The sequence below is a fragment of the Chromobacterium sp. ATCC 53434 genome (genome assembly GCF_002848345.1).
GTDB lineage: Bacteria > Pseudomonadota > Gammaproteobacteria > Burkholderiales > Chromobacteriaceae > Chromobacterium.
The window spans coordinates 4108336-4128280 of record NZ_CP025429.1 but is presented as its reverse complement, the minus strand read 5'-3'; the positions used below and the strand labels follow the sequence as shown (position 1 = coordinate 4128280).

General features: G+C 66.3%; 20 protein-coding genes and 1 tRNA gene. 16 read left to right on the top strand and 5 right to left on the bottom strand.

Annotated elements, in window-relative coordinates; genetic code table 11:
- Window positions 1-14: 14 nt before the first annotated feature.
- A complete protein-coding gene (locus CXB49_RS18205; RefSeq protein WP_101709696.1) occupies window positions 15-1007 on the top strand; it encodes an SGNH family hydrolase in 993 nt (330 codons plus the stop codon).
- Window positions 1004-2167 carry an SGNH/GDSL hydrolase family protein gene (locus CXB49_RS18200; RefSeq protein ID WP_101709695.1) on the top strand — a complete coding sequence of 388 codons (1164 nt, stop codon included), beginning with the start codon at window positions 1004-1006 and terminating at the stop codon, window positions 2165-2167. Before CXB49_RS18205 ends, CXB49_RS18200 begins: the two co-directional genes overlap by 4 nt.
- A gap of 9 nt (window positions 2168-2176) precedes the next feature.
- On the opposite strand, the gene CXB49_RS18195 is transcribed toward CXB49_RS18200, so the two are convergent.
- The gene (locus CXB49_RS18195; RefSeq protein WP_101709694.1) at window positions 2177-2998 is read right to left on the bottom strand and encodes a 1-acyl-sn-glycerol-3-phosphate acyltransferase; all 822 of its coding nucleotides are present in this window, start codon (window positions 2996-2998) and stop codon (window positions 2177-2179) included.
- Window positions 2999-3040: 42 nt separating this feature from the next.
- Window positions 3041-3856: a bifunctional DNA-formamidopyrimidine glycosylase/DNA-(apurinic or apyrimidinic site) lyase gene (gene mutM / locus CXB49_RS18190; RefSeq protein WP_101709693.1), complete on the bottom strand. Its 816-nt coding sequence runs from the start codon at window positions 3854-3856 to the stop codon at window positions 3041-3043.
- Between the two features lie 90 nt (window positions 3857-3946).
- Here mutM and CXB49_RS18185 point away from each other — a divergent pair, with 90 nt between their 5' ends.
- The 11 genes from CXB49_RS18185 (at window position 3947) to CXB49_RS18135 (ending at window position 13186) form a co-directional block, all read left to right on the top strand.
- Complete coding sequence (locus CXB49_RS18185) at window positions 3947-5701, top strand: tetratricopeptide repeat protein (RefSeq protein ID WP_101709692.1); 1755 nt, start codon at window positions 3947-3949, stop codon at window positions 5699-5701.
- Window positions 5698-6237 (top strand): lipoprotein insertase outer membrane protein LolB, encoded by a 540-nt coding sequence (gene lolB / locus CXB49_RS18180; RefSeq protein WP_101709691.1) that lies wholly within the window; start codon window positions 5698-5700, stop codon window positions 6235-6237. Before CXB49_RS18185 ends, lolB begins: the two co-directional genes overlap by 4 nt.
- Before the next feature lie 41 nt (window positions 6238-6278).
- Entirely contained in the window at window positions 6279-7133 is an 855-nt protein-coding gene (gene ispE / locus CXB49_RS18175; protein WP_101709690.1) for a 4-(cytidine 5'-diphospho)-2-C-methyl-D-erythritol kinase, read from the top strand.
- Window positions 7134-7139: 6 nt separating this feature from the next.
- A tRNA-Gln gene (locus CXB49_RS18170) sits at window positions 7140-7214 on the top strand.
- Between the two features lie 89 nt (window positions 7215-7303).
- Window positions 7304-8287 carry a ribose-phosphate pyrophosphokinase gene (locus CXB49_RS18165; RefSeq protein WP_101709689.1) on the top strand — a complete coding sequence of 328 codons (984 nt, stop codon included), beginning with the start codon at window positions 7304-7306 and terminating at the stop codon, window positions 8285-8287.
- A gap of 60 nt (window positions 8288-8347) precedes the next feature.
- Entirely contained in the window at window positions 8348-8635 is a 288-nt protein-coding gene (gene rplY, locus CXB49_RS18160; RefSeq protein ID WP_101709688.1) for a 50S ribosomal protein L25, read from the top strand.
- A gap of 93 nt (window positions 8636-8728) precedes the next feature.
- Entirely contained in the window at window positions 8729-9310 is a 582-nt protein-coding gene (gene pth, locus CXB49_RS18155; protein ID WP_101709687.1) for an aminoacyl-tRNA hydrolase, read from the top strand.
- Between the two features lie 67 nt (window positions 9311-9377).
- Window positions 9378-10469 (top strand): redox-regulated ATPase YchF, encoded by a 1092-nt coding sequence (gene ychF, locus CXB49_RS18150; protein ID WP_101709686.1) that lies wholly within the window; start codon window positions 9378-9380, stop codon window positions 10467-10469.
- Between the two features lie 107 nt (window positions 10470-10576).
- Complete coding sequence (locus CXB49_RS18145; RefSeq protein WP_101709685.1) at window positions 10577-11551, top strand: Wzz/FepE/Etk N-terminal domain-containing protein; 975 nt, start codon at window positions 10577-10579, stop codon at window positions 11549-11551.
- A gap of 117 nt (window positions 11552-11668) precedes the next feature.
- Window positions 11669-12451 (top strand): transporter substrate-binding domain-containing protein, encoded by a 783-nt coding sequence (locus CXB49_RS18140; RefSeq protein WP_101709684.1) that lies wholly within the window; start codon window positions 11669-11671, stop codon window positions 12449-12451.
- 72 nt (window positions 12452-12523) lie between these two features.
- Window positions 12524-13186 (top strand): amino acid ABC transporter permease, encoded by a 663-nt coding sequence (locus CXB49_RS18135; RefSeq protein ID WP_101709683.1) that lies wholly within the window; start codon window positions 12524-12526, stop codon window positions 13184-13186.
- Window positions 13187-13216: 30 nt separating this feature from the next.
- On the opposite strand, the gene CXB49_RS18130 is transcribed toward CXB49_RS18135, so the two are convergent.
- A complete protein-coding gene (locus CXB49_RS18130; RefSeq protein WP_101709682.1) occupies window positions 13217-14980 on the bottom strand; it encodes a long-chain fatty acid--CoA ligase in 1764 nt (587 codons plus the stop codon).
- Between the two features lie 232 nt (window positions 14981-15212).
- Here CXB49_RS18130 and CXB49_RS18125 point away from each other — a divergent pair, with 232 nt between their 5' ends.
- Complete coding sequence (locus CXB49_RS18125) at window positions 15213-16358, top strand: cystathionine gamma-synthase (protein ID WP_101709681.1); 1146 nt, start codon at window positions 15213-15215, stop codon at window positions 16356-16358.
- A 53-nt stretch (window positions 16359-16411) separates the two neighbouring features.
- Entirely contained in the window at window positions 16412-17467 is a 1056-nt protein-coding gene (locus CXB49_RS18120) for a nitronate monooxygenase family protein (protein ID WP_101709680.1), read from the top strand.
- Here the strand turns inward: CXB49_RS18120 and CXB49_RS18115 are convergent.
- Window positions 17464-18396, bottom strand: a complete 933-nt coding sequence (locus CXB49_RS18115; RefSeq protein WP_101709679.1) for an isoaspartyl peptidase/L-asparaginase family protein — start codon at window positions 18394-18396, stop codon at window positions 17464-17466. The genes CXB49_RS18120 and CXB49_RS18115 overlap by 4 nt on opposite strands.
- Window positions 18397-18561: 165 nt before the next feature.
- Between CXB49_RS18115 and CXB49_RS18110 the strand changes: the two genes are divergently transcribed.
- Window positions 18562-19353 (top strand): ferredoxin--NADP reductase, encoded by a 792-nt coding sequence (locus tag CXB49_RS18110; protein WP_101709678.1) that lies wholly within the window; start codon window positions 18562-18564, stop codon window positions 19351-19353.
- Between the two features lie 4 nt (window positions 19354-19357).
- Here the strand turns inward: CXB49_RS18110 and CXB49_RS18105 are convergent, their stop codons facing one another.
- On the bottom strand, window positions 19358-19918 hold the full coding sequence (locus CXB49_RS18105) for a GNAT family N-acetyltransferase (RefSeq protein ID WP_101709677.1): 561 nt from the start codon (window positions 19916-19918) through the stop codon (window positions 19358-19360).
- Between the last annotated feature and the right edge of the window lie 27 nt (window positions 19919-19945).

The following is a 19945-nucleotide window of genomic DNA, read 5'->3' as shown; positions in this document are numbered from 1 at the left end:
TCTATCGTCACGCCATGTTCGCCGCTTACCCGCATCGCCGCATACTCGTCATCTTGCTCAGCAGCATGCTGCTGCTGTTCTGGCTGGAGCAGGCCGCCGTCAACGCTTATTGGCGGCAGACTTTCCATAGCCCCAGTCTGCTGGAGCAGCTGGACGAGCTGTCGCCGTGGCGCGAGGGCGGATCGCTAGGCGGCGGCTTGCGCCGGCATAGCGAGGCGCTGCAGCAGCAGGTGGGCAGTTGGGACCGCCTGATGGTGGACAGCCTGAACGCCTGCTGCCTGAAAACGAGCCAGGCGCCGGCCATCGCCGCGGCCAGGCCGGCGGCGCCGAAGCCGCAGGCATCGGCTGCCGCCGCCGTGAAGGCGGTGGACTCCCGTCTGGCGCTGGAGGAGGGCCTGCCGGTGCTGCTGGCGGGCGATTCGATGATGCAGGGCGTGGCCTTGCACCTGCTGCCGCCGCTGTTCCGCCAGCATCAGGTCAAGGCGCTCGACATCAGCAAGCAGAGCACCGGTCTGACCTATCCCGACTTCTTCAACTGGCCGGCGACGATAGAGCGCCAGCTAGCAGCCAATCCCAAAGTCCAGTTGCTGGTGATGTTCGTCGGCGCCAACGATACCTGGGACATGGTCGGCGGCAATCATTACATCCGTTTCGCGTCGCCGGACTGGGAGCAGCGCTACCGCGAGCGTATCCGCAGCATCTTGCAGAGCGCGAACAAGCGCAAGGTGCAGGTGTTGTGGCTGGGGCTGCCGAATATGGGGCGGGACAAGCTGAACGACGGCGCCCATTATTTGAACAGGCTGTATCGCGAGGAGGTGGGCGCCGCCGGCGGCCGCTTCGTCTCGACCCGCGAGGCGCTGGGCAGCGCGGACGACAGCTTCACCAAGTTCATGACATTGCCCGACCAGGGCGAGGTGGCGGTGCGGACGGCCGACGGCGTGCATTTCACCCGTCAGGGCCAGCTGCTGCTGGCGCGACGCGTACTGGCGGAATTGAGGTTCGAATGACGGTAAACAGGATGGCGCGCGCAGCGCGCTGGATGATGGCGGCCGTCGTGGCCGCGTCGGCGCAGGCGGCGCCAGTGCAGGATTTCGGCGAGCCCAATCTGGCCCGTCTGGCGGCGCGCTTCAGCCTGCAGGGCGATGGCCAGCCGCCGGTGCGCATCGTCCAGTTCGGCGATTCGCACACCGCCGCCGACTATTTCAGCGGCGAATTGCGCGCGCGCTTGCAGGCGCGCTTCGGCGATGCCGGAATAGGCTGGCTGCCGCCGCTGAACGTGTCGGGACAGCGCAACGCGCTGGCCTATGTCCGCAGCGAAGGCTGGAGCCTGCGAAACAGTCGCCGAGACGATGAGGCCGATTATCCGTTGGGCGGCTTCATCGGCGTCGCCCAGCGCGCCGGCGCGCAGGTGCGCGTGCAGTCGCGCGCCGCCGACGGCGATCTGTGGCGGGTGCGGGTCTGGTTGCGGCAAAGCGGCGACGGCCAGGCGCTGGCGGTGGACGACGGCAGCGGCGCCCGCCGCGTGCAGGCGGCGGCCGGCGCTGGTTGGCAACGGGTGGAGATGAAGCTGAAGCTGCCGTTCACGCTGAGCGCGGCGACCTTCCCGGCGCCGGAGCTGGGCGGTTACGAGCTGGAGCGGCTGGCGCCCGGCGTGTTGCTGGACAGCGTAGGCAGCAATGGCGCCGAGCTGGCGCTGTGGCGGCGCTGGGGCGGCAACTGGGGGCGCCAACTGGGCACGCGCGACGCCGATCTGGTGATCCTGGCCTATGGCACCAACGAGGCTTTCGACGCCAAGCTGGACCTGGCCGAGTACCGCGCCACGCTGCAAGGCGCGATCGGCCTGGTGCGCGGTCAACTGCCGCAGGCGGCCATCCTGCTGGTCGGCGCGCCGGATTCGGCGCGGCGCCAGGGCGCGGTCAGCCAGGAGTGTCCGGCGCCGAGGCGGCCGTCGATGCTGAGCGCGGTGCAGCAGGTCCAGCGCCAGCTGGCGCGCGACAATCATCTATTGTATTGGGATTGGGAGCAGGCGATGGGCGGGCCGTGCAGCATGCGCGCCTGGCAACGGCAGCAGCTGGGCCGTCCCGATATGGTCCACTTCACCGCGCCGGGCTATCAGCGGCTGGGCGACGATCTGTACGCCGGTTTGATGCAGAGCCTGGCGCGCTGAGCGCCCGGTTCAGGTCCGCGTTTCTTCCGCCGCCGGCATGGCCGGCTGCGGCGCCTCCTCCAAAGTCAGGCCGAGGCCGCGCGCCACTTCGCGCCGCGCCGCGTCGGCCAGCAGGAAGCGGTTGTCCAGCCCGGTTTCGCCGGCTTTCAGTGGCTGGCCGTAGCTGATCTCCACCTCGATCTGCGGTACCCGCAGCACCTGCCCTATGCTTTGCAGCAGCGACAATTCGCCGATATAGGCGGCCTCCAGCAGCAGCGCGCCGTCCGGGCGCTGGTAGCGCAGCGACACCGGCTGCACCGTGCCGCCGGCCAGCAGCGCCGCCTCGAATAGCGAGGCCTTGAACGGTAACAGGCCGCTGCCGTCGGAGGTGGTGGCTTCCGGGAACACCGCCATGCAGCCGCCGTTCTTCATCGCGTCGGCTAGTATCTGGTTGACGCGGCTGGCGTCGCGGCGGTTGCCGCGGTCGATGAACAGCGTGCCGGCCACATAGGCCAGCCAGCCTATCAGCGGCCATTTGCGAATCTCGCGCTTGGCGACGAAGCGGGATACGGTACAGCTGTTCAGCGCCGCGATGTCCAGCCAGGACACGTGATTGGCCACCAGCAGCGTATTGGGCGGATAGAAGCCCGGATTGACGCCCTGTACCTTGATGCTGACGCCGAGTATCTTCAGCGCCTGTTGCGCCCAGCGGCGGGTCACGACCGCGCGCTCGGCCTGGGCCAGGCGCGAGTAGCGGGTGGCGACGATGAACACGCCGACGGCGAGGTGGCCGAGCAGGCGCAGGACGCGGCCGCAGCGGGTCGAGACAGGGGTGATGGCGGATGACTTCAAGATGGTTAAGGTTTCAAGTCTGAGGGGTTACAGGTCGCCACTCTAACATGGCTGGCACAGCGGGCAATAGTAAGTGCTGCGCTGACCCTGTCGGATGTGCCGGATCGGCGTGCCGCATTGTCGGCACGGCTCCTCCTGGCGGTTGTACACCATATAGCTTTGCTGGAAGTAGCCGGGCTTGCCCTCGCTGTCGACGAAATCGCGCAGCGTGCTGCCGCCGGCGTCTATCGCGCGCGCAAGCACGGCCTTGATTTCGGCGGCCAGCCGGTCGCAGTCGCCGCGGGACAGCGCCGAGGCGGAGCGGGTCGGCGCGATGCCGGCGTGGAACAGCGATTCGTTGGCGTAGATGTTGCCGACGCCGACCACCACATGGTTGTCCATGATGACCAGCTTGATCGGGCTGCCGCGGCGACGGACGGCGTCGTGCAGCGCGGCGCCGTCGAAGGCGAAGGACAACGGTTCCGGCCCCAGCGCCCGCAACAGCGGGTGATGCTCGATCGGGCCGATGTGCCACAGCACGGCGCCGAAGCGGCGCGGATCGCGGTAGCGCAGCAGCTTATCGTCGAGCAGCAGGTCCAGATGGTCGTGCTTCTGCGGCGGCGAGCCGGCCGGCATCACCCGCAGGCTGCCCGACATGCCGAGGTGGATCAGCAAGGTGCCGCTCTCGCACTCCAGCAGCAGGTATTTGGCGCGGCGGCGCACCGACAGCACCTTTTCGCCGGCGACGCGCTCGGCGAGGTCCGGCGGCACCGGCCAGCGCAGACTGGGGTTGCGCACCACGGCGCCGCGCAGGACGCGGCCGGCGATATGCGGCTCGACGCCGCGGCGGGTGGTTTCGACTTCTGGCAATTCAGGCATGGCGGGCTGCGATTCGGTAAATGGTATAAAGAGAAAAACCGGACATGCTATTCTACGCGTTCAACAGGCTTTGAGCAGGCAACTTACTCCATGCGAATGAAACCGCTGAAACGAACTCTCCCGTTGCTGCTGGCGCTGCTGTTGTCGGCGTGCGCCGGCGTCAAGCCCCCGGCGGCCGCGCAGCCGGTCCCGGCCGCGCAGGACGCGGCCGATGACGGTGATGCGTCCAGCGACGCCAAGCTGCCCAAGCAAGAGCTGACCCCGGAAATCTTCTATGGCGTGCTGGCCGGCGAGATCGCCGCCCGTCGTGGCGCGGTCGGCTCGGCCGGCCTGACCTATCTCGATCTGGCGCGCCAGACCCGCGATCCGCGGATGGCGCAGCGCGCCGCCGAATTCTGCCTGTTGTCCGGCCAGCTGAAGGAGGCGACCGAGGCCTTGTCGCTGTGGATCGCGCTGGATCCGGATTCGCTGCCGGCGCGCGAGCAATTGTTCATCGCGCTGATGCGCAGCGGCAAGCTGACCGAGAGCAAGCCGCTGATCGAGGACCTGTTGCAGCGCGAGCCGAAGCGCGCGCCGGCCATCTTCGTCCAACTGGCTCGGCTGAGCACGCGCCAGGACGGCCGCTCGGCCGAGGCCTACCGGCTGGTGTCCGAGCTGGCCGGCCGTTATCCCGATTTGCCGGAGGCGCGCTTCGCGGTACTGGCCGCCGCCGCCGACAACAACGATCAGGCGGTGGTCGACCGCGAGCTGGACACGCTGGCGAAGATCGCGCCGAAGTGGGACTTGCCGGTGGCCTGGCAGGTGGACCGGCTGCGGCGCAAGGACGTCAACGCCGCCGCGGTGTTCCTGCAGCGCGAGCTGGCGCGGCGGCCCGACGCCGGGATCGATCTGCAGATCGCCTATCCGCGGCTGCTGGTCGGCGCCAAGCGCTTCCCCGAGGCGCGCGCCGCGTTCGAGGCCTTGCTGAAAGCGCAGCCGGACCATCCGGACCTGTTGTACGCCACCGGCCTGCTGGCCTATCAGATGCGCGATCTGCAAACCGCCGACGACAGGCTGCAGCGCGCGCTGGCCCAGCAATACCCGGAGCGCGATTTCGTCCGCTACACGCTGGGCCAGATCGCCGAGGACGACCATGACGCGGCGCGCGCCGAGGGCTGGTACCGCCAGGTCGGTCCCGGCCAGCAATATCTGCCGGCGCAATCGCGACTGGCGATGCTGGAGGCCGGAGAGGGCCATCTGGACGAGGCGCTGAGCCGGCTCGGCCAGCTTGGCGGCACCGAGCAGGAAAAAGTGTCGCTGGCGCTGCTGCAGTCGCAGCTGGCGCGCGACGCCAAGCAGCCGCACCGCGCCTACGAATTGCTGACGCGGGCCCTGCGCGGCCAGCCGAAATCCGGCGAACTGCTGTACGAGCGCTCGCTGGTGTCGGACATGCTGGGCAATACCGGCAACGCCGAGCGCGACTTGCGGCAGATACTGAAGGACAAGCCGGGCGACGTGCAGGCGCTGAACGCGCTGGGCTACACGCTGGCCAACCGCACCGGCCGCTATCAGGAGGCCTACGGCTATATCGAGAAGGCGCTGAAGGCCGAGCCTGACAATCCGGTGATCCTGGACAGCATGGGCTGGGTGCAATACAAGCTTGGCCGCCTCGATTCCGCGCGCCGCAATCTGGAGAAGGCCTATGGCGCGATGCCCGATCCGGAAGTGGCCGCCCACTTCGGCGAGGTGTTGTGGAAACAAGGCCGGCGCGACGAGGCCGAGGCCTTGTGGCGCAAGGAGTTGGCGCAGCATCCCGACCATCAGGTGCTGACCGAGACGATGCGCAGGCTGGGAGCCAAGCCTTGATCCGCCGCGTCGCGCTGCTGGCGGTGGCGTTGCTGCTGGCCGGCTGCGCCAACGAGGCGCTGTTCCGTCCCGCATCGTCGCAGCCGACGGCCGACGCGCCGTTCAGCGTCAGCGGCCGGCTGTCGGCCACGCTGGACGGCAAGGGGCATGTCGCCAATTTCGACTGGCGGCACCAGCCGCCTCGCGACGAAGTGGCGATCAACTCGCCGCTGGGCAATACCGTGGCCAAGGTGCTGCGCGATCCTGACGGCGTCACCCTGCTGGCCGACGGCAAGCGCTGGCAGGCCGACGACGTCGAGAGCCTGACCCGCCAGGTGATGGGCTGGCCGCTGCCGCTGTCCAATCTGGTGTGGTGGATACGCGGCCTGCCGGCGCCCGGCGCGCCGGTCCGGCAGGACGCCGACGGCAGCCTGGAGCAGCAGGGCTGGCGCATCCGATTCATCCGCGACGCCGATGTCGAGGCCGACCATCCGAAGCGGGTGGAGATGCAGCGCGAGGGCCTGACCGTCAAAGTGGTGGTGCAGAGCTGGCAGTAGCCGGCCGCGCCGTTCCGCAATCATCCGATATTAGATAAAGCATGCAACACCCGTATCATTCCTTCCCGGCGCCTGCCAAGCTCAATCTGCTGCTGCACGTGGTCGGCAAGCGTCCCGACGGCTACCATCTGCTGGAAACCGTGTTCCGCTTCATCGACTTCGGCGATACACTGCAGCTGGCCGTTCGCGACGACGGCGAAATCGCCTTGCTGACGCCGACCGACGGCGTGCCGCCGGAGCAGGACCTGACCGTCCGCGCGGCGCGGCTGCTGCAGCGGGAAAGCGGCTGCCGCCTCGGCGCCGACATCCGGCTGGAGAAGCGCATCCCGATGGGCGGCGGCCTGGGCGGCGGCAGCTCCGACGCTGCCACCGTGCTGATGGCGCTGAACCGGCTGTGGGGACTGGCCTGGCCGCGCGAGCGCCTGCAGGCGCTGGGTCTGCAACTGGGCGCCGACGTGCCGGTCTTCATCTTCGGCCGCAGCGCGCTGGCTACCGGGGTCGGCGAGATACTGGAAGCGATTTCATTGAAGCCCGCCTGGTATTTGGTAATTCACCCACAGGTCCATGTGCCGACCGCGGCGATATTCCGAAATTTTTCTCGGCCAATGTTGACAGAGGTAGGGGGCGCCGGCATAATGCGAATCCTCGAAACAACGCAGCAGCGGCGAAACGACCTGCAAGACGTTGTTTTGGAAAAGTTTCCAGCGGTGAATGAAGTACTGAGCGAACTGAAAAAATATGGTTCGCCGCTGATGACCGGTTCCGGCGCCTGCGTGTTTCTGGAATTTGGTTCAAAAGACGAAGCCGATAAAGTTTACCGGGTGTTGTCGGAAAAATATCAGGGGTTTGTGGCTGAAGGACTTGACGTCCATCCCCTGTTCGACGGCGCTGAATAAGGTTACTGGGGAGTCGCCAAGTGGTAAGGCACCGGATTTTGATTCCGGCATTCGTAGGTTCGATCCCTACCTCCCCAGCCAGGACTTTCTCCATATAAGAGAGAGCATGAAAAAAGCGTGTAAGAATGCCTTACACGCTTTTTCTTTATCCAGCTAAGGCAAAGCGAATCATGGCGGCATACGACAGTTTGATGGTGTTTACCGGAACGGCTAACCCGGAACTTGCTCAGAACGTAGTCAAGCATTTGGATATCTCGTTGGGACGCGCCGACGTCGGCAAGTTCAGCGACGGCGAGGTGGCGGTGGAGTTGCTGGAAAACGTGCGCGGCCGCGACGTGTTCATTCTGCAATCGACCTGTGCCCCGACCAACGACAATCTGATGGAGATCCTGACCATGGCCGACGCGCTGAAGCGCGCCTCCGCCGGCCGGATCACCGCGGCGATTCCGTATTTCGGCTATGCCCGCCAGGACCGTCGTCCGCGTTCGGCCCGCGTGCCGATCTCGGCCAAGCTGGTCGCCAATATGCTGACCAGCGCCGGCATCGACCGGGTGCTGACCGTCGATTTGCATGCCGACCAGATTCAGGGTTTCTTCGACATTCCGGTGGACAACGTTTACGCGACGCCGGTGCTGCTGAAGGACATCCGCGCCCAGCGCTTCGACGACCTGATCGTCGTCAGCCCGGACGTCGGCGGCGTGGTCCGCGCCCGCGCGGTGGCCAAGGCGTTGAACACCGATCTGGCCATCATCGACAAACGCCGTCCGAAGGCCAATGTGGCCGAAGTGATGAACATCATCGGCGACGTGTCGGGCCGCACCTGTCTGATCGTCGACGACATGATCGATACCGCCAACACGCTGTGCAAGGCGGCCAGCGCTCTGAAGGAGCGCGGCGCCCAGCGCGTGCTGGCCTATGCGACCCACGCCATCTTCTCCGGTCAGGCGGTGGATCGCATCAAGAATTCCGACATCGATATGGTGGTGGTGACCGACACCATCCCGTTGACCGCCGCGGCCAAGGCCTGCCCGAATATCCGGGTGGCCTCGATCGCCGGCCTGCTGGCCGAGACGCTGCGCAGGATCAACAACGAAGAATCGGTGTCCTACCTCTTCAATGAGGAACTGGTTGCGACGGGCGCTTGCCTGCCGTGAACATCTGGCCCGCTGGTCGCGGTGGGCCGGGTGCTTTTAATCTGAAACTGGAGTTTTGACATGTCTTACGAACTGATTGCTGCCAAGCGTGCTGATCTGGGTACGGGTGCGAGCCGCCGCCTGCGTCACGCTGGCAAAGTGCCGGCCGTGGTATACGGCGCCGGCAAGGAAGCCGTTTCCCTGGAACTGGATCACAACACCCTGTACCACTCCGTCAAGCACGCCGACTTCCACACTTCGGTGCTGGATCTGGTGATCGACGGCCAGAAGGAACAGGTCAAGGTTGCCGCGTTCCAGATGCACCCGTACAAACAGCAAGTGCTGCACATCGACTTCGCTCGTGTGTAATCCCTGCTGCCGTCGCCGTTCGCGGTGACGGTGAAAAGCCCGTTGTGCGCCCAGGTGGCGGGCAGCGGGCTTTTTCCATTGGAATTGAGCGATATGTCCGGCATCCGCCTGATTGTCGGCCTGGGCAACCCGGGCCCCGAATATGAAAAGACGCGTCACAACGCCGGCTTCTGGCTGGTGGACGAGCTGTGCTGGCAGTTCAAGGGCAGCTGGCGCACGGAAGGCAAATTCCATGGCGACGTCGCCAGGGTCCAGATCGATGGACAGGACGTCTGGCTGCTGAAGCCGATGACCTATATGAATTTGTCCGGCCAGGCCGTGCTGGCGCTGGCCCATTTCTACAAGATACTGCCGGATGAGATGCTGGTGGTGCATGACGAGCTGGATCTGGCGCCCGGCGTCGCCCGCTTCAAGCAGGGCGGCGGTCATGGCGGGCACAACGGCCTGAAGGACATCGCGGCGCGGCTCGGTTCGCCGGCCTTCTGGCGCTTGCGGCTCGGCATCGGCCACCCAGGCGACAAGAAGGAAGTGGCCAACTTCGTGCTGAAGAAGCCGCGAGCCGAGGAGCAGCAAGCGCTGGACGAGGCCATTCTGGCCTCGCTGCGCGAGCTGCCGCGCGCCATCGCCGGCAAGATGGCCGAGGCGATGAAGGCGCTGCATACCGAAGCCAAGTGATTGCGGGCTGGCGGTCTATCGGACCGCCGCCATAATGGATTGAATACAGAGTTAGGAAGAGACAGCCATGAGTCTGAAATGCGGTATCGTCGGCTTGCCCAATGTCGGCAAGTCCACCCTGTTCAACGCGCTGACCAAGGCCGGCATCGAGGCCGCCAATTACCCGTTCTGCACGATCGAGCCCAATGTCGGCATCGTCGAGGTGCCGGACCCGCGCCTCGCCGCGCTGTCCAAGATCGTCAATCCGCAGAAGATCCAGCCGGCCATCGTCGAGTTCGTCGACATCGCCGGCCTGGTGGCCGGCGCCTCCAAGGGCGAGGGCCTGGGCAACCAGTTCCTGGCCAATATCCGCGAGACCGACGCCATCGTCAACGTGGTGCGCTGCTTCGATGATCCGAACATCGTGCACGTCGCCGGCAAGGTGGACCCGCTCGCCGACATCGAAACCATCTTGACCGAGCTGGCGCTGGCCGATCTGTCCGCCGTCGAGAAGGCCATCAGCCGCGAAGGCAAGAAGGCCAAGGCCGGCGACAAGGACGCGCGCGCGCTGATCGCCATCCTGGAAAGACTGGTGCCGCACCTGAACGAGGGCCAGCCGGCCCGTTCGCTGGGCCTGTCCGACGAGGAGAAGGCGCTGATCAAGCCGCTGTGCCTGTTGACCATCAAGCCGGCGATGTACGTCGCCAATGTGGCCGAGGATGGTTTCAGCGACAATCCGCTGCTGGCCAGGGTGGAAGAGTACGCCGCCAAGGAAGGCGCGCCGGTGGTGGCGCTGTGCGCCGCGATCGAGTCCGAGATCGCCGAACTGGAAGACGCCGACAAGGCCGAGTTCCTGGAGACGCTGGGTCTGGAAGAGCCGGGCCTGGACAGGCTGATACGCGCCGGCTACAAGCTGTTGGGCCTGCAAACCTACTTCACCGCGGGCGTCAAGGAAGTGCGCGCCTGGACCATCCATGTCGGCGACACCGCGCCGCAGGCGGCCGGCGTGATCCACACCGACTTCGAACGCGGCTTCATCCGCGCCCAGACCATCTCCTTCCAGGACTTCGTCACGTTGGGCGGCGAGTCCAAGGCCAAGGAGGCGGGCAAGATGCGCGCCGAGGGCAAGGACTATGTGGTGCAGGACGGCGACGTGTTGAACTTCCTGTTCAACGTCTGATTTGGAAGCGCGCCGCGGCCGTGTCATGATGCGTATTGCTTAATTTGGCCGCGGAGCAATGATCCGCGATCCGGCTACCCGCATAGGGGAATGCATAATTGAAACAGATGTCCGACTCCGATGAGCTGCGTTTGATCGATATTGTGTTGTTTGTGCGGCAAAACTGGCGGCAGTTGTTGATTGTCCCGGTGGTTTGCATGGGTTTGGCCGCGGCGGTGTGTTTCTGGCTGCCGAATCAGTACCTGGCGAAAGCCGTCATCATGATACCGGCGCCGGTCGGCGCCGGCGGCGGCGCCGGCATTGTGCAGGATAGCGGCGTGTTGGGGCCGGCGGTCGACCGCTTCCAGCTGCAGCGGATCTTCCAGGCGGATAGCCGACGTGCGGCGATGCTGCAGCTATCCAGCATGGTGAAGACCACGGCGACCAAGGACGGCCTGCTGGAGATCGCCGTCACCGACGTCGACCCGAAGCGGGCGGCGGACCTGGCCAACTACGTGGTCGACAGGACCAGGCGCCAGGTGCTGGACAGCCATTTGACCGAGCAGAGCCGGCGCGGCTACGCCTTGCAGCAACGCCTGGCCGTCGCGCAGGAGCAGTTGCGGCAGACGGCGGGCGCGGCGGCCAGACTGGCGCCGGACTCGAACGGCGTGTTGAACGGCGAGGCCGAACAGATCATCGGCAGCTTCGCCGAGCTGGAGGCGCAGATGGCGCTGATGGACGATAGGGCCGTCGCCGCGTCGTCCAATCTGCAGACCGCCATTTTGCAGCTGCGCAGCGAGTTGGAAAAAGCCAATGCGCAGCTCTACCGGATGCCGGCGGCCCAACTGGCGGCCTTGCGCGCCTGGTATTTCAACCGCGCGCTGGTCGGCGAGCTGCAAAGGCAAATCACCATCGCCAAGGTCTTGGCGTCGCAGGATGTCCAGGTGGTGGTGGCGGCCGCGCCGCCGCTGGACCGGTCGGGGCCTAAGCGCGCGCTGATCGTGCTGCTGGCCGGTTTCGCCGGCCTGTGCCTGGCGGCGGGGCTGGCGGCGTGTAGAACGCAATGGCTGCGTTTGCGGCCGCTGTTGCAGGCCCATTCGTAGCAACCGATACCGAACCGCCTGTTCCGCAGGCGGTTTTGTTTTGCAAAGCCGGTGCGGCGCTGTTATTATTTCCTGCTTATATTAATGCAATAATATATAACTTTTAGGAATAATTATATGCGCAAATGGATTGTCGCGTTGCTGCTGGCCGGCGCCGGCTGCCAGGCGCTGGCCGCCGACCTGCTGGATACGGTGAAACAGCGCGGCGCGCTGCGAATCGCGCTGGAAGGCACCTACCCGCCGTTCAACTTCAAGGACGCCAAGCAGCAGCTGACCGGTTTCGACGTTGAGATCGCCAGCGAGATCGCGCGGCGGATGAAGGTGAAGCCGGAGTTCACCACCGCCGAGTGGAGCGGCCTGCTGGCCGGCCTGCAGAGCGGCAAGTTCGACATCGTCGTCAATCAGGTGGGCATGACCGCCCAACGCCAGGCGGTGTTCGATTTCAGCCAGCCGTATACTTATTCCAGCGCTCAGCTGATCGTGCGCAAGAACGAGGGCCGGGACTTCAAGAGCCTGGCCGATCTGAAAGGCAAGAAGCTCGGCGTCGGCCAGGGCAGCAACTACGCCGACATGGCCAAGGCTGCTGCCGGCGTGCAGGTGAAGACCTATCCGGGCGCGCCGGAATATCTGCAGGACCTGGCCACCGGCCGTCTGGACGCGGCGCTGAACGACAGCCTGTTGATCCCGTTCGCGATCAAGCAGGCCAAGCTGCCGTTGAAGGCGGGCGCGCCGGTCGGCGACGTGGCGACGATGGCGATCCCGTTCGCCAAGGGCAATCCGCAGTTCAAGGCGGCGATAGACCAGGCGCTGAGCGGCATGAAGGCCGACGGCACTTTCAAGAAGATCTCGGTCAAGTGGTTCGGCATCGATGTCTCGAAGGCGCCGTCCGCCAAGAAGTAAACTTCGGCTAAGATGGTTTCGCCGTACGCCCCTGCCAGCGCGGGGGCGTCGGTTTTTCAGGGAAGGAAGGGCATGAGCGATTGGATGGCGCTGTTCGAGGCGGCGCTGCCGGTGATGCTGGCCGGCGCGGTGCATACCTTGCTGTTCGCCTTGGTGGCGATGGTGCTGGGTCTGGCGCTGGGTTTCGCGGTGGCGATGGTGCGGGTGGCGAAGCTGCCGGTCTTGTCGCAGCTGGCGGCGTTCTACGTCAGCGCGATGCGCGGCACGCCGCTGTTGGTGCAGATATTCGTCATCTACTATGGCCTGCCCGGCATCGGCCTGGAGCTGGACCCGGTGCCGGCCGGCGTGCTGGCGCTGACGCTGAACGTGGCCGCCTATCTGTCCGAGAGTCTGCGCGGCGGCATCGCCGGCGTGGCCCGGGGGCAGTGGGACGCGGCGTTCTCGCTGGGTTTTTCCTGGTGGCAAACGATGCGCCACATCGTCGCGCCGCAGGCGCTGCGCCTGTCGGTGCCCAGTCTGTCCAACAGCTTGATCTCGCTGATCAAGGACACCTCGCTGGTATCGGTGATCACCGTCACCGAGCTGATGCTGGCGACCAAGGAAGTGATCGCCCAGACCTTCCAGCCGCTGCCGCTGTATCTGGCCGCCGCGGCGATCTACTGGGCTTTGAGCGCCTTGTTCGAGCGCTTGCAGCGCCATGTGGAGAACCGGCTCAATCTGGCCCACCAGCGATGAAAGAAAAAGCCCCGCGTCGCGGGGCTTTTTTTATGCCGGCTCCGGCATGCCGTACATGCCGTCTATCAGCGCGCGGCAGCGCTCGCTGATCACCTTGCGGCGCAGCTTCAGCGTCGGGGCCAGCTCGCCGGCGTCGACGCACCACGGCTTGTCCAGCAGCGAGAACTTCTTGATGTGCTCCCAGCTGCCGAAGTAGCGGTTGAAGCGCTTGACCTCGCGGTCTATCAGCTCCACCACCTTGGGGTGGCGGCTCATCTCGCCGTCGGTGGTATAGGCGATGCCATGTTCGCCGCACCACTCCTTCAGCTTCTCGAACAGCGGCACGATCAGCGCGGCGGCGTACTTCTGGCCGTCGCCGACCACCATGATCTGGTCGATGAAGGCCGACTCCTTCAGCTTGTTCTCCAGCGCCTGCGGCGCGATGTACTTGCCGTTGCTGGTCTTGAACATTTCCTTCTTGCGGTCGGTGATGCGCAGATAGCCGTTTTCCAGCACGCCGATGTCGCCGGTGTGCAGCCAGCCGTCCTGCAGCGCCTCGGCGGTCTGTTCCGGTTCCTTGTAGTAACCGGACATCACATTGTCGCCGCGCACCAGGATTTCGCCGTCGCCGGCCAGGCGGACTTCGACGCCGGGCAGCGGCAGGCCGACGCTGCCGATGCGCACGCCGCCAGCGGTGAACGGATTGGCGGAGATCACCGGCGAGCTCTCGGTCATGCCGTAGCCTTCGGCCACGGCGATGCCGGCGGCCCAAAACATCCGCGCCAGCCGCGGCTGCAGCGCGGCGGAGCCGACATTGATCGATATCAGTTCGCCGCCCATCGCCGCGCGCCACTTGCTGTACACCAGCTTGTCGGCCAGCGCGTGCTGGATCGCGTCCAGCGGCGAGCGACGACGGTTGGGGTTGAAGCTTTCGGCGCGGGCCAGCGCCCACCGATAGATGCGGCGCTTGGCGCCGGTCAGGTCGCGCGCCTTGCCGACCAGCTTCTCGTGCACTTTCTCCAGTACGCGCGGCACGGCGCTGAAGGTGTGCGGCTTGACGTCGGCCAGCGCCGACGACAGGCATTCGACGCTGGTGAAATAGATGCCGGTGCCGCTGTACAGGTAGTAGAACACGCCGGCGCGCTCGAAGATGTGCGACAGCGGCAGGAAGCTCAGCGCGCGGCAGCGGCCCTGCGGCAGGCCGGTGAAGGCGGCGGTGGCCACGACGGTGCTCAGCACGTTGCGGTGGCTCAGCATCACGCCCTTGGAGCGGCCGGTGGTGCCCGAGGTATAGATGATGGTGTAGATGTCGTCGGCGCGCACCGCGTCGCGTAGCGCCTCGAGTTCGGCCAGCCGTTCCGGCCGCGCGCGCTCGGCGATCTCGCGCCAGGACGGCACGCCGTCGATGTCGGCGAGGCCGTAGATCGGGCAGGACAGCTTGCCCAGCGCCTCGTGCAGCTTTCGCTGCAACGCAGCACTGCCGGCGAAGGCCAGCTTGACCTCGGCATGCATCAGGATATAGCTTGCATCATCGGCCGTGATCGTCGGATACAGCGGCACGCTGACCGCGCCGATTTGCTGCAGCGCAATGTCCACCAGCAACCATTCGATGCTGTTGTCGGCGGCGATGGCCACCTTGTCGCCGCGGCCGATGCCCAGTTCGAGCAGGCCCAGGCCGATGTCGCGGACGGTGTCCATGGCCTCAGCGGTCGACAATTGCCGCCAGCCCTGGCCGGTTTTGGCCGCCAGGCAGTCCGGGCGCGGATGATGGGCCAGCTGATGGGGCAGGATGTCGAAGACGCGTTCTAGCTTCATGCAAACGATGGTTTTAATGCGAAACGCAGCAAAATAGCCCTAAAGCCGGTGGATGTAAAGTAAAAATCCGCGGTCGCTTGGCGAAAATCAGGACAAATCGCCGGTATTTGTTCGCAATTGCGTTTAAATCTTGGCATCGCGATGAAAAGGTCATCGCGAGCGCATCATTTGCCGGGAATTCAGGTTTGATTGTAGGGCAGTTTGCCCAAGCTTATGATTTAGAGGAGTTTTTGTGAAATTCGCCACCCGCGCCATCCATGTCGGCTACGACAGCGCCGATCATAACCGCTCGGTGATGCCGCCGTTGTACCAGACTTCGGCCTTCGCCTTCGACCATGTCGGCGAGGATCTGCGCTATGCCTACGCCCGCACCGGCAATCCGACCCGCAGCGCCTTGCAGGACTGCCTGGCCAGCCTGGAAGACGCCCGCCACGGCATGGCTTTCGCCAGCGGCATGGCGGCGATAGACGCGGTGCTGCGCGCCTGCCTGAAGCCCGGCGACGAAGTGGTCGCGGTGGCCGACCTGTACGGCGGCGCCTACCGCCTGCTGACCCGGGTGCTGGAGCCGGCCGGCGTCAAGGTGCGCTTTGCCGATCTGTCCGATCCGGCGCGGCTGGAGGCGGCGATCACGCCGGCGACGCGGTTGTTGTGGCTGGAGTCGCCGACCAATCCCTTGCTGGGCATGGTCGATATCGCCGCCTTGTCCGCCATCGCCCACCGGCACGGCGTCGTGGTGGCGGTCGACAACACTTTCGCCACGCCCTATCTGCAGCGGCCGCTGTCGCTGGGCGCCGACATCGTCGTCCACTCCGCGACCAAGTATCTGGGCGGGCACTCCGACGTGTTGCTGGGCCTGGTGGCGGTCAACGACGACAAGCTGCACCACGACATCCGCTTCCTGCAGAACGCCGCCGGCGCGGTGCCGGGGCCGCAGGATTGCTTTCTGACCTTGCGCGGCATCAAGACGCTGGCATTGAGAATGGAGCGACACTGCGACAATGCCGAGCGGGTGGCGGCCTGGCTGGCCGGGCAGCCCAAGGTGGCCAAGGTCTACTATCCCGGCCTGCCTGAGCATCCGGGGCATGAGCTGGCGCGGCGGCAGATGCGGCGCTTCGGCGGCATCATCAGTATACGGCTTGCCGACGATAGCCGCGAGGCGGCCAGCCGCGTCGCGCAACGGCTGAAGCTGTTCGCGCTGGCGGAATCGCTGGGCGGCGTCGAATCTTTGGTCAATCATAGCTATACGATGTCGCACGGCGGCATGCCGGCCGAGCAGAAGGCGGCGCTCGGCATCGTCGAGGGCGGCTTGCGGCTGTCCATCGGCATCGAGGACATCGACGACATCCTGGCCGATCTGGGGCAGGCGCTGGCCGATTGACCTGGCGCCCCGCGGCCGAGATGTGACGATTCGCGATTATCGGGAGGAGTGAAATGGCGGAAGCATTTTGGCAGCGTTGGCGGCTCAAGCTGCCGCTGGTTCAGGCGCCGATGGCCGGAGGCGCCACCACGCCGCAACTGGTGGCGGCGGTTTCCGACGCCGGCGCCCTTGGATTTCTGGCCGGCGCGATGTTGGCGCCGCAGCAAATCCGCGAGCAGACGGAGAAGATACGCGCGCTGACCGAGCGGCCGTTCGGCATCAATCTGTTCGTGCAGGGGATGCCGGCGCCGGACGAGGCCGGGCTGGAGCTGGCGCTGCGGCTGCTGCGGCCGTGGCACGAGGAGCTGGGCATCGCGCCGCCGGCGCTGCCGGCCGGTTTCTGCCAGCCGTTCGGCGAACAGTTGCAGACGGCGCTGGCCCTGCGACCGGCGCTGCTCAGCTTTACCTTCGGCATCCTGACCACCGACCAGATGCTGGCGTGCAAGGAGGCCGGCATCGCGGTGATAGGCACCGCGACCAATCTGGCCGAGGGCCTGGCCTGGGCGGAATTGGGCGCCGACGCGGTGTGCGCCCAGGGCCGGGAGGCCGGCGGCCATCGCGGCACCTTCATCGGCGAACAGCAGCAGTCGCTGCGGCCGATGCTGTCGCTGGTGTACGAGTTGGCGCAGAACCTGCCGCTGCCGGTGATCGCCGCCGGCGGCATCATGAATGGCCGGGACATCGCCGCGGCGATGCGCAACGGCGCCCAGGCCTGCCAGCTGGGCACCGCCTTCCTGCGCTGTCCGGAGTCCGGCATCTCGGCGCCGTGGAAGTCGGCGCTGGCTAAGGCCGGCAGCGGCGCCACCTGCCTGACGCGGGCCTTCTCCGGCCGTTACGCGCGCGGGCTGAACAATCGTTATATCGAGGAGATGGCGCAGTGGCAGGATCGGCTGCCGGCCTATCCGGTGATGAATGCGTTGAGCGGTCCGTTGCGCGCCGCCGCCGCCCAGGCCGGGCGCGACGATCTGATGTCATTGTGGGCGGGAGAGGGCGCGGCGGACGCGCGCGAAGTGCCGGCCGCCGCGCTGGTGTCGCTATTGCAGGAGGAGTGGCAGGCGGCCTACCGTTAATCGTCGGCGTAGATGGCGATTAGACGCCGTCCGTCGCCGTCCACCGCCGCCCGGTACATGCCTTCGCAGTTGAACGGCAAGGCCACCCGGCCGCGGCGGTCGACGGCGACGACGCCGCCGGTGCCGCCCATCGGCAGCAGTTGGCCGTAGACCACCGCGTGGCAGGCCTGGTCCAGCGTCTCGTCCAGATGGCGGACGCGGGCCGATATCTCGTGGCCGGCGGCGGCGCGGACGAAGTATTCGCCGTGGCCGGTGGCCGACACCGCGCAATAGGCGTCGGCCCAGGTGCCGGCGCCTATCACCGGGGTGTCGCCGATGCGGCCCGGCCACTTGGCGGTGCGGCCGCCGGTCGAGGTGGCGGCCGCCAGCCGGCCCTGCGCGTCCAGCGCCACCGCGCCGACAGTGCCGTGCTTGCGATCCTCGGGAATGTCGTCGTCGGCGCCGCCGTTGGCCAGCCTTTCCTTTTCCGCCAGCAGCGCCTGCCAGCGCTTGTCGGTATGGAAGTATTCCGGCGGCCGCGTGTCCAGTCCGAGCCTGGCGGCGAAGTCTTCCGCCGCGGCGTAGCCCAGCGTCACGTGCGGGCTGCGCTCCATCACCGCCCGCGCCAGCAGCACCGGATTCTTCACCCGGGACAGGCCGGCGACGCTGCCGGCGTCCTGGCGGCCGCCGTCCATCACCGCCGCCTCCATCTCCTGCCTGCCGTCCAGATTGAACACCGAGCCGCGGCCGGCGTTGAACAGCGGATCGTCCTCCAGCGCGCAGACGGCCGCGCATACGGCATCCAGCGCCGCGCCGCCGCCGCGCAGCACCGCGTAGCCGGCTTCCAGCGCGGCCTCCAGTCCGGCGCGGTAGGCGCGTTCCAGTTCGGGGTCCATGTCGCTGCGGCGCAGCGTGCCGGCGCCGCCGTGCAGGGCGAGGGCGATGGTCATGGCGGGTCTCCTGTTGGCTTCCTGTCCGATTGCGCCAGCATGAGGCTTTTCGCCGGCGCGCGCCAGCGCGGGCGGCCCTGAGTTCGCCGGCGCGCCGGCAGGCTTGGCAAGCCGGCGCGCTCGGGCGCATAATTGTTGAGTAAATTACTCAACAATGGGTGCGCGATGAACGCCGAACTGGAAGCCGAGATTCAACAGAAGTACACCGTTGAAACCATCACCGACATCAAGCGCTGGACCGACAAGCTGATCGGCTTTCGTCTGACGCGCCCGGCCGGCTTTCGCTTCGCCGCCGGCCAGTTCGCCCGGCTGGGCCTGCCGCTGGAAGGCGGCGGCCAGGTGTGGAGGGCCTATTCGATGTGTTCGGCCGAATACGACGAATTCCTGGATTTCTACTCCATCGTGGTGCCGGACGGCCAGTTCAGTTCCCGGCTGGCCAGGCTGCAGCCGGGCGGCGAGGTGATGCTGGACAAGCGGGCGATGGGCTTTTTCCAGGCTGAGCGGCTGCCGGACGGCGCTGATCTGTGGATGCTGGCCACCGGCACCGGCATCGCGCCGTATCTGTCGATGCTGAAGCAGCCGGAGGTCTGGCAGCGCTTTGAACGCATCGTCTTGGTCCACTGCGTGCGGGAGGCGGCCGAGTTGTCGTTCCAGGACGAGATCGCCGCCTTGCGCGAGCATCCGATGGCGGATGAGCATGGCCATAAGCTGCGCTACCTGCCGGTGGTGACGCGCGACGCGCCGGCCGGCATGCTGAACCAACGCCTGCCGGCCCTGCTGGACGACGGCCAGCTGGCGGCGCGGGCAGGCATCGAGATGTCGCCTGAGCACAGCCGCTTCATGTTGTGCGGCAATCCGAAGATGGTGGAGGATACCCATCGCCAGTTGATGAAGATGGGTTACCGGATGAGCCGGCAGAACGCGCCGGGCCACATCGTGCTGGAGAACGGCTGGTAAGCGCTCAGCGCTCAGCGCCGGCCAGCGGGCTTTCTTCTCGCAGCAGCGACAGATTGATCAGGTCCTGATGGCGGCCCAGCCAGTAGCCCGCCTGGCGGGCGCGGCCTTCCATCTTGAAGTCCAGCCGCTCCAGCAGTTTCAACGAGGCCAGATTGTCGGGATGAACCTGGGCTTCGATCCGGTTCAGCGCCATCTGTTCGAAGCCCCAGGCCAGCGCGGCGCGCAGCGCCTCGGTCATCAGACCCTGTCCGTGGCCGCCGCGCGCCAGCTCATATCCGAGCGCGCAGCTGCGCCAGCCGGGATTCCATTTGAACAAACCTATGCTGCCTATCAATGGGCCGCCCTCGCGCAGCGCCAGTCCCCAGCGGGTGCCGGGCGCCGGCAGCTCGCGCCAGCCGGCGAACTTGTCCACCAGCTGTCGGGCCTGTTGCAGCGTGGAGAGCGGATCGGTGCCGTACCAGCGCATCGCGTCGGCGTCGCCGAGGATGTCCAGCAGCGCCGGCGCGTCGTCCAGCGTGATTTCGCGCAACGTCAGCCGCGCGGTGTGAAGCGTGGGGAAATCCATCCATTCTCCTTGCCAGGACGAATAGAT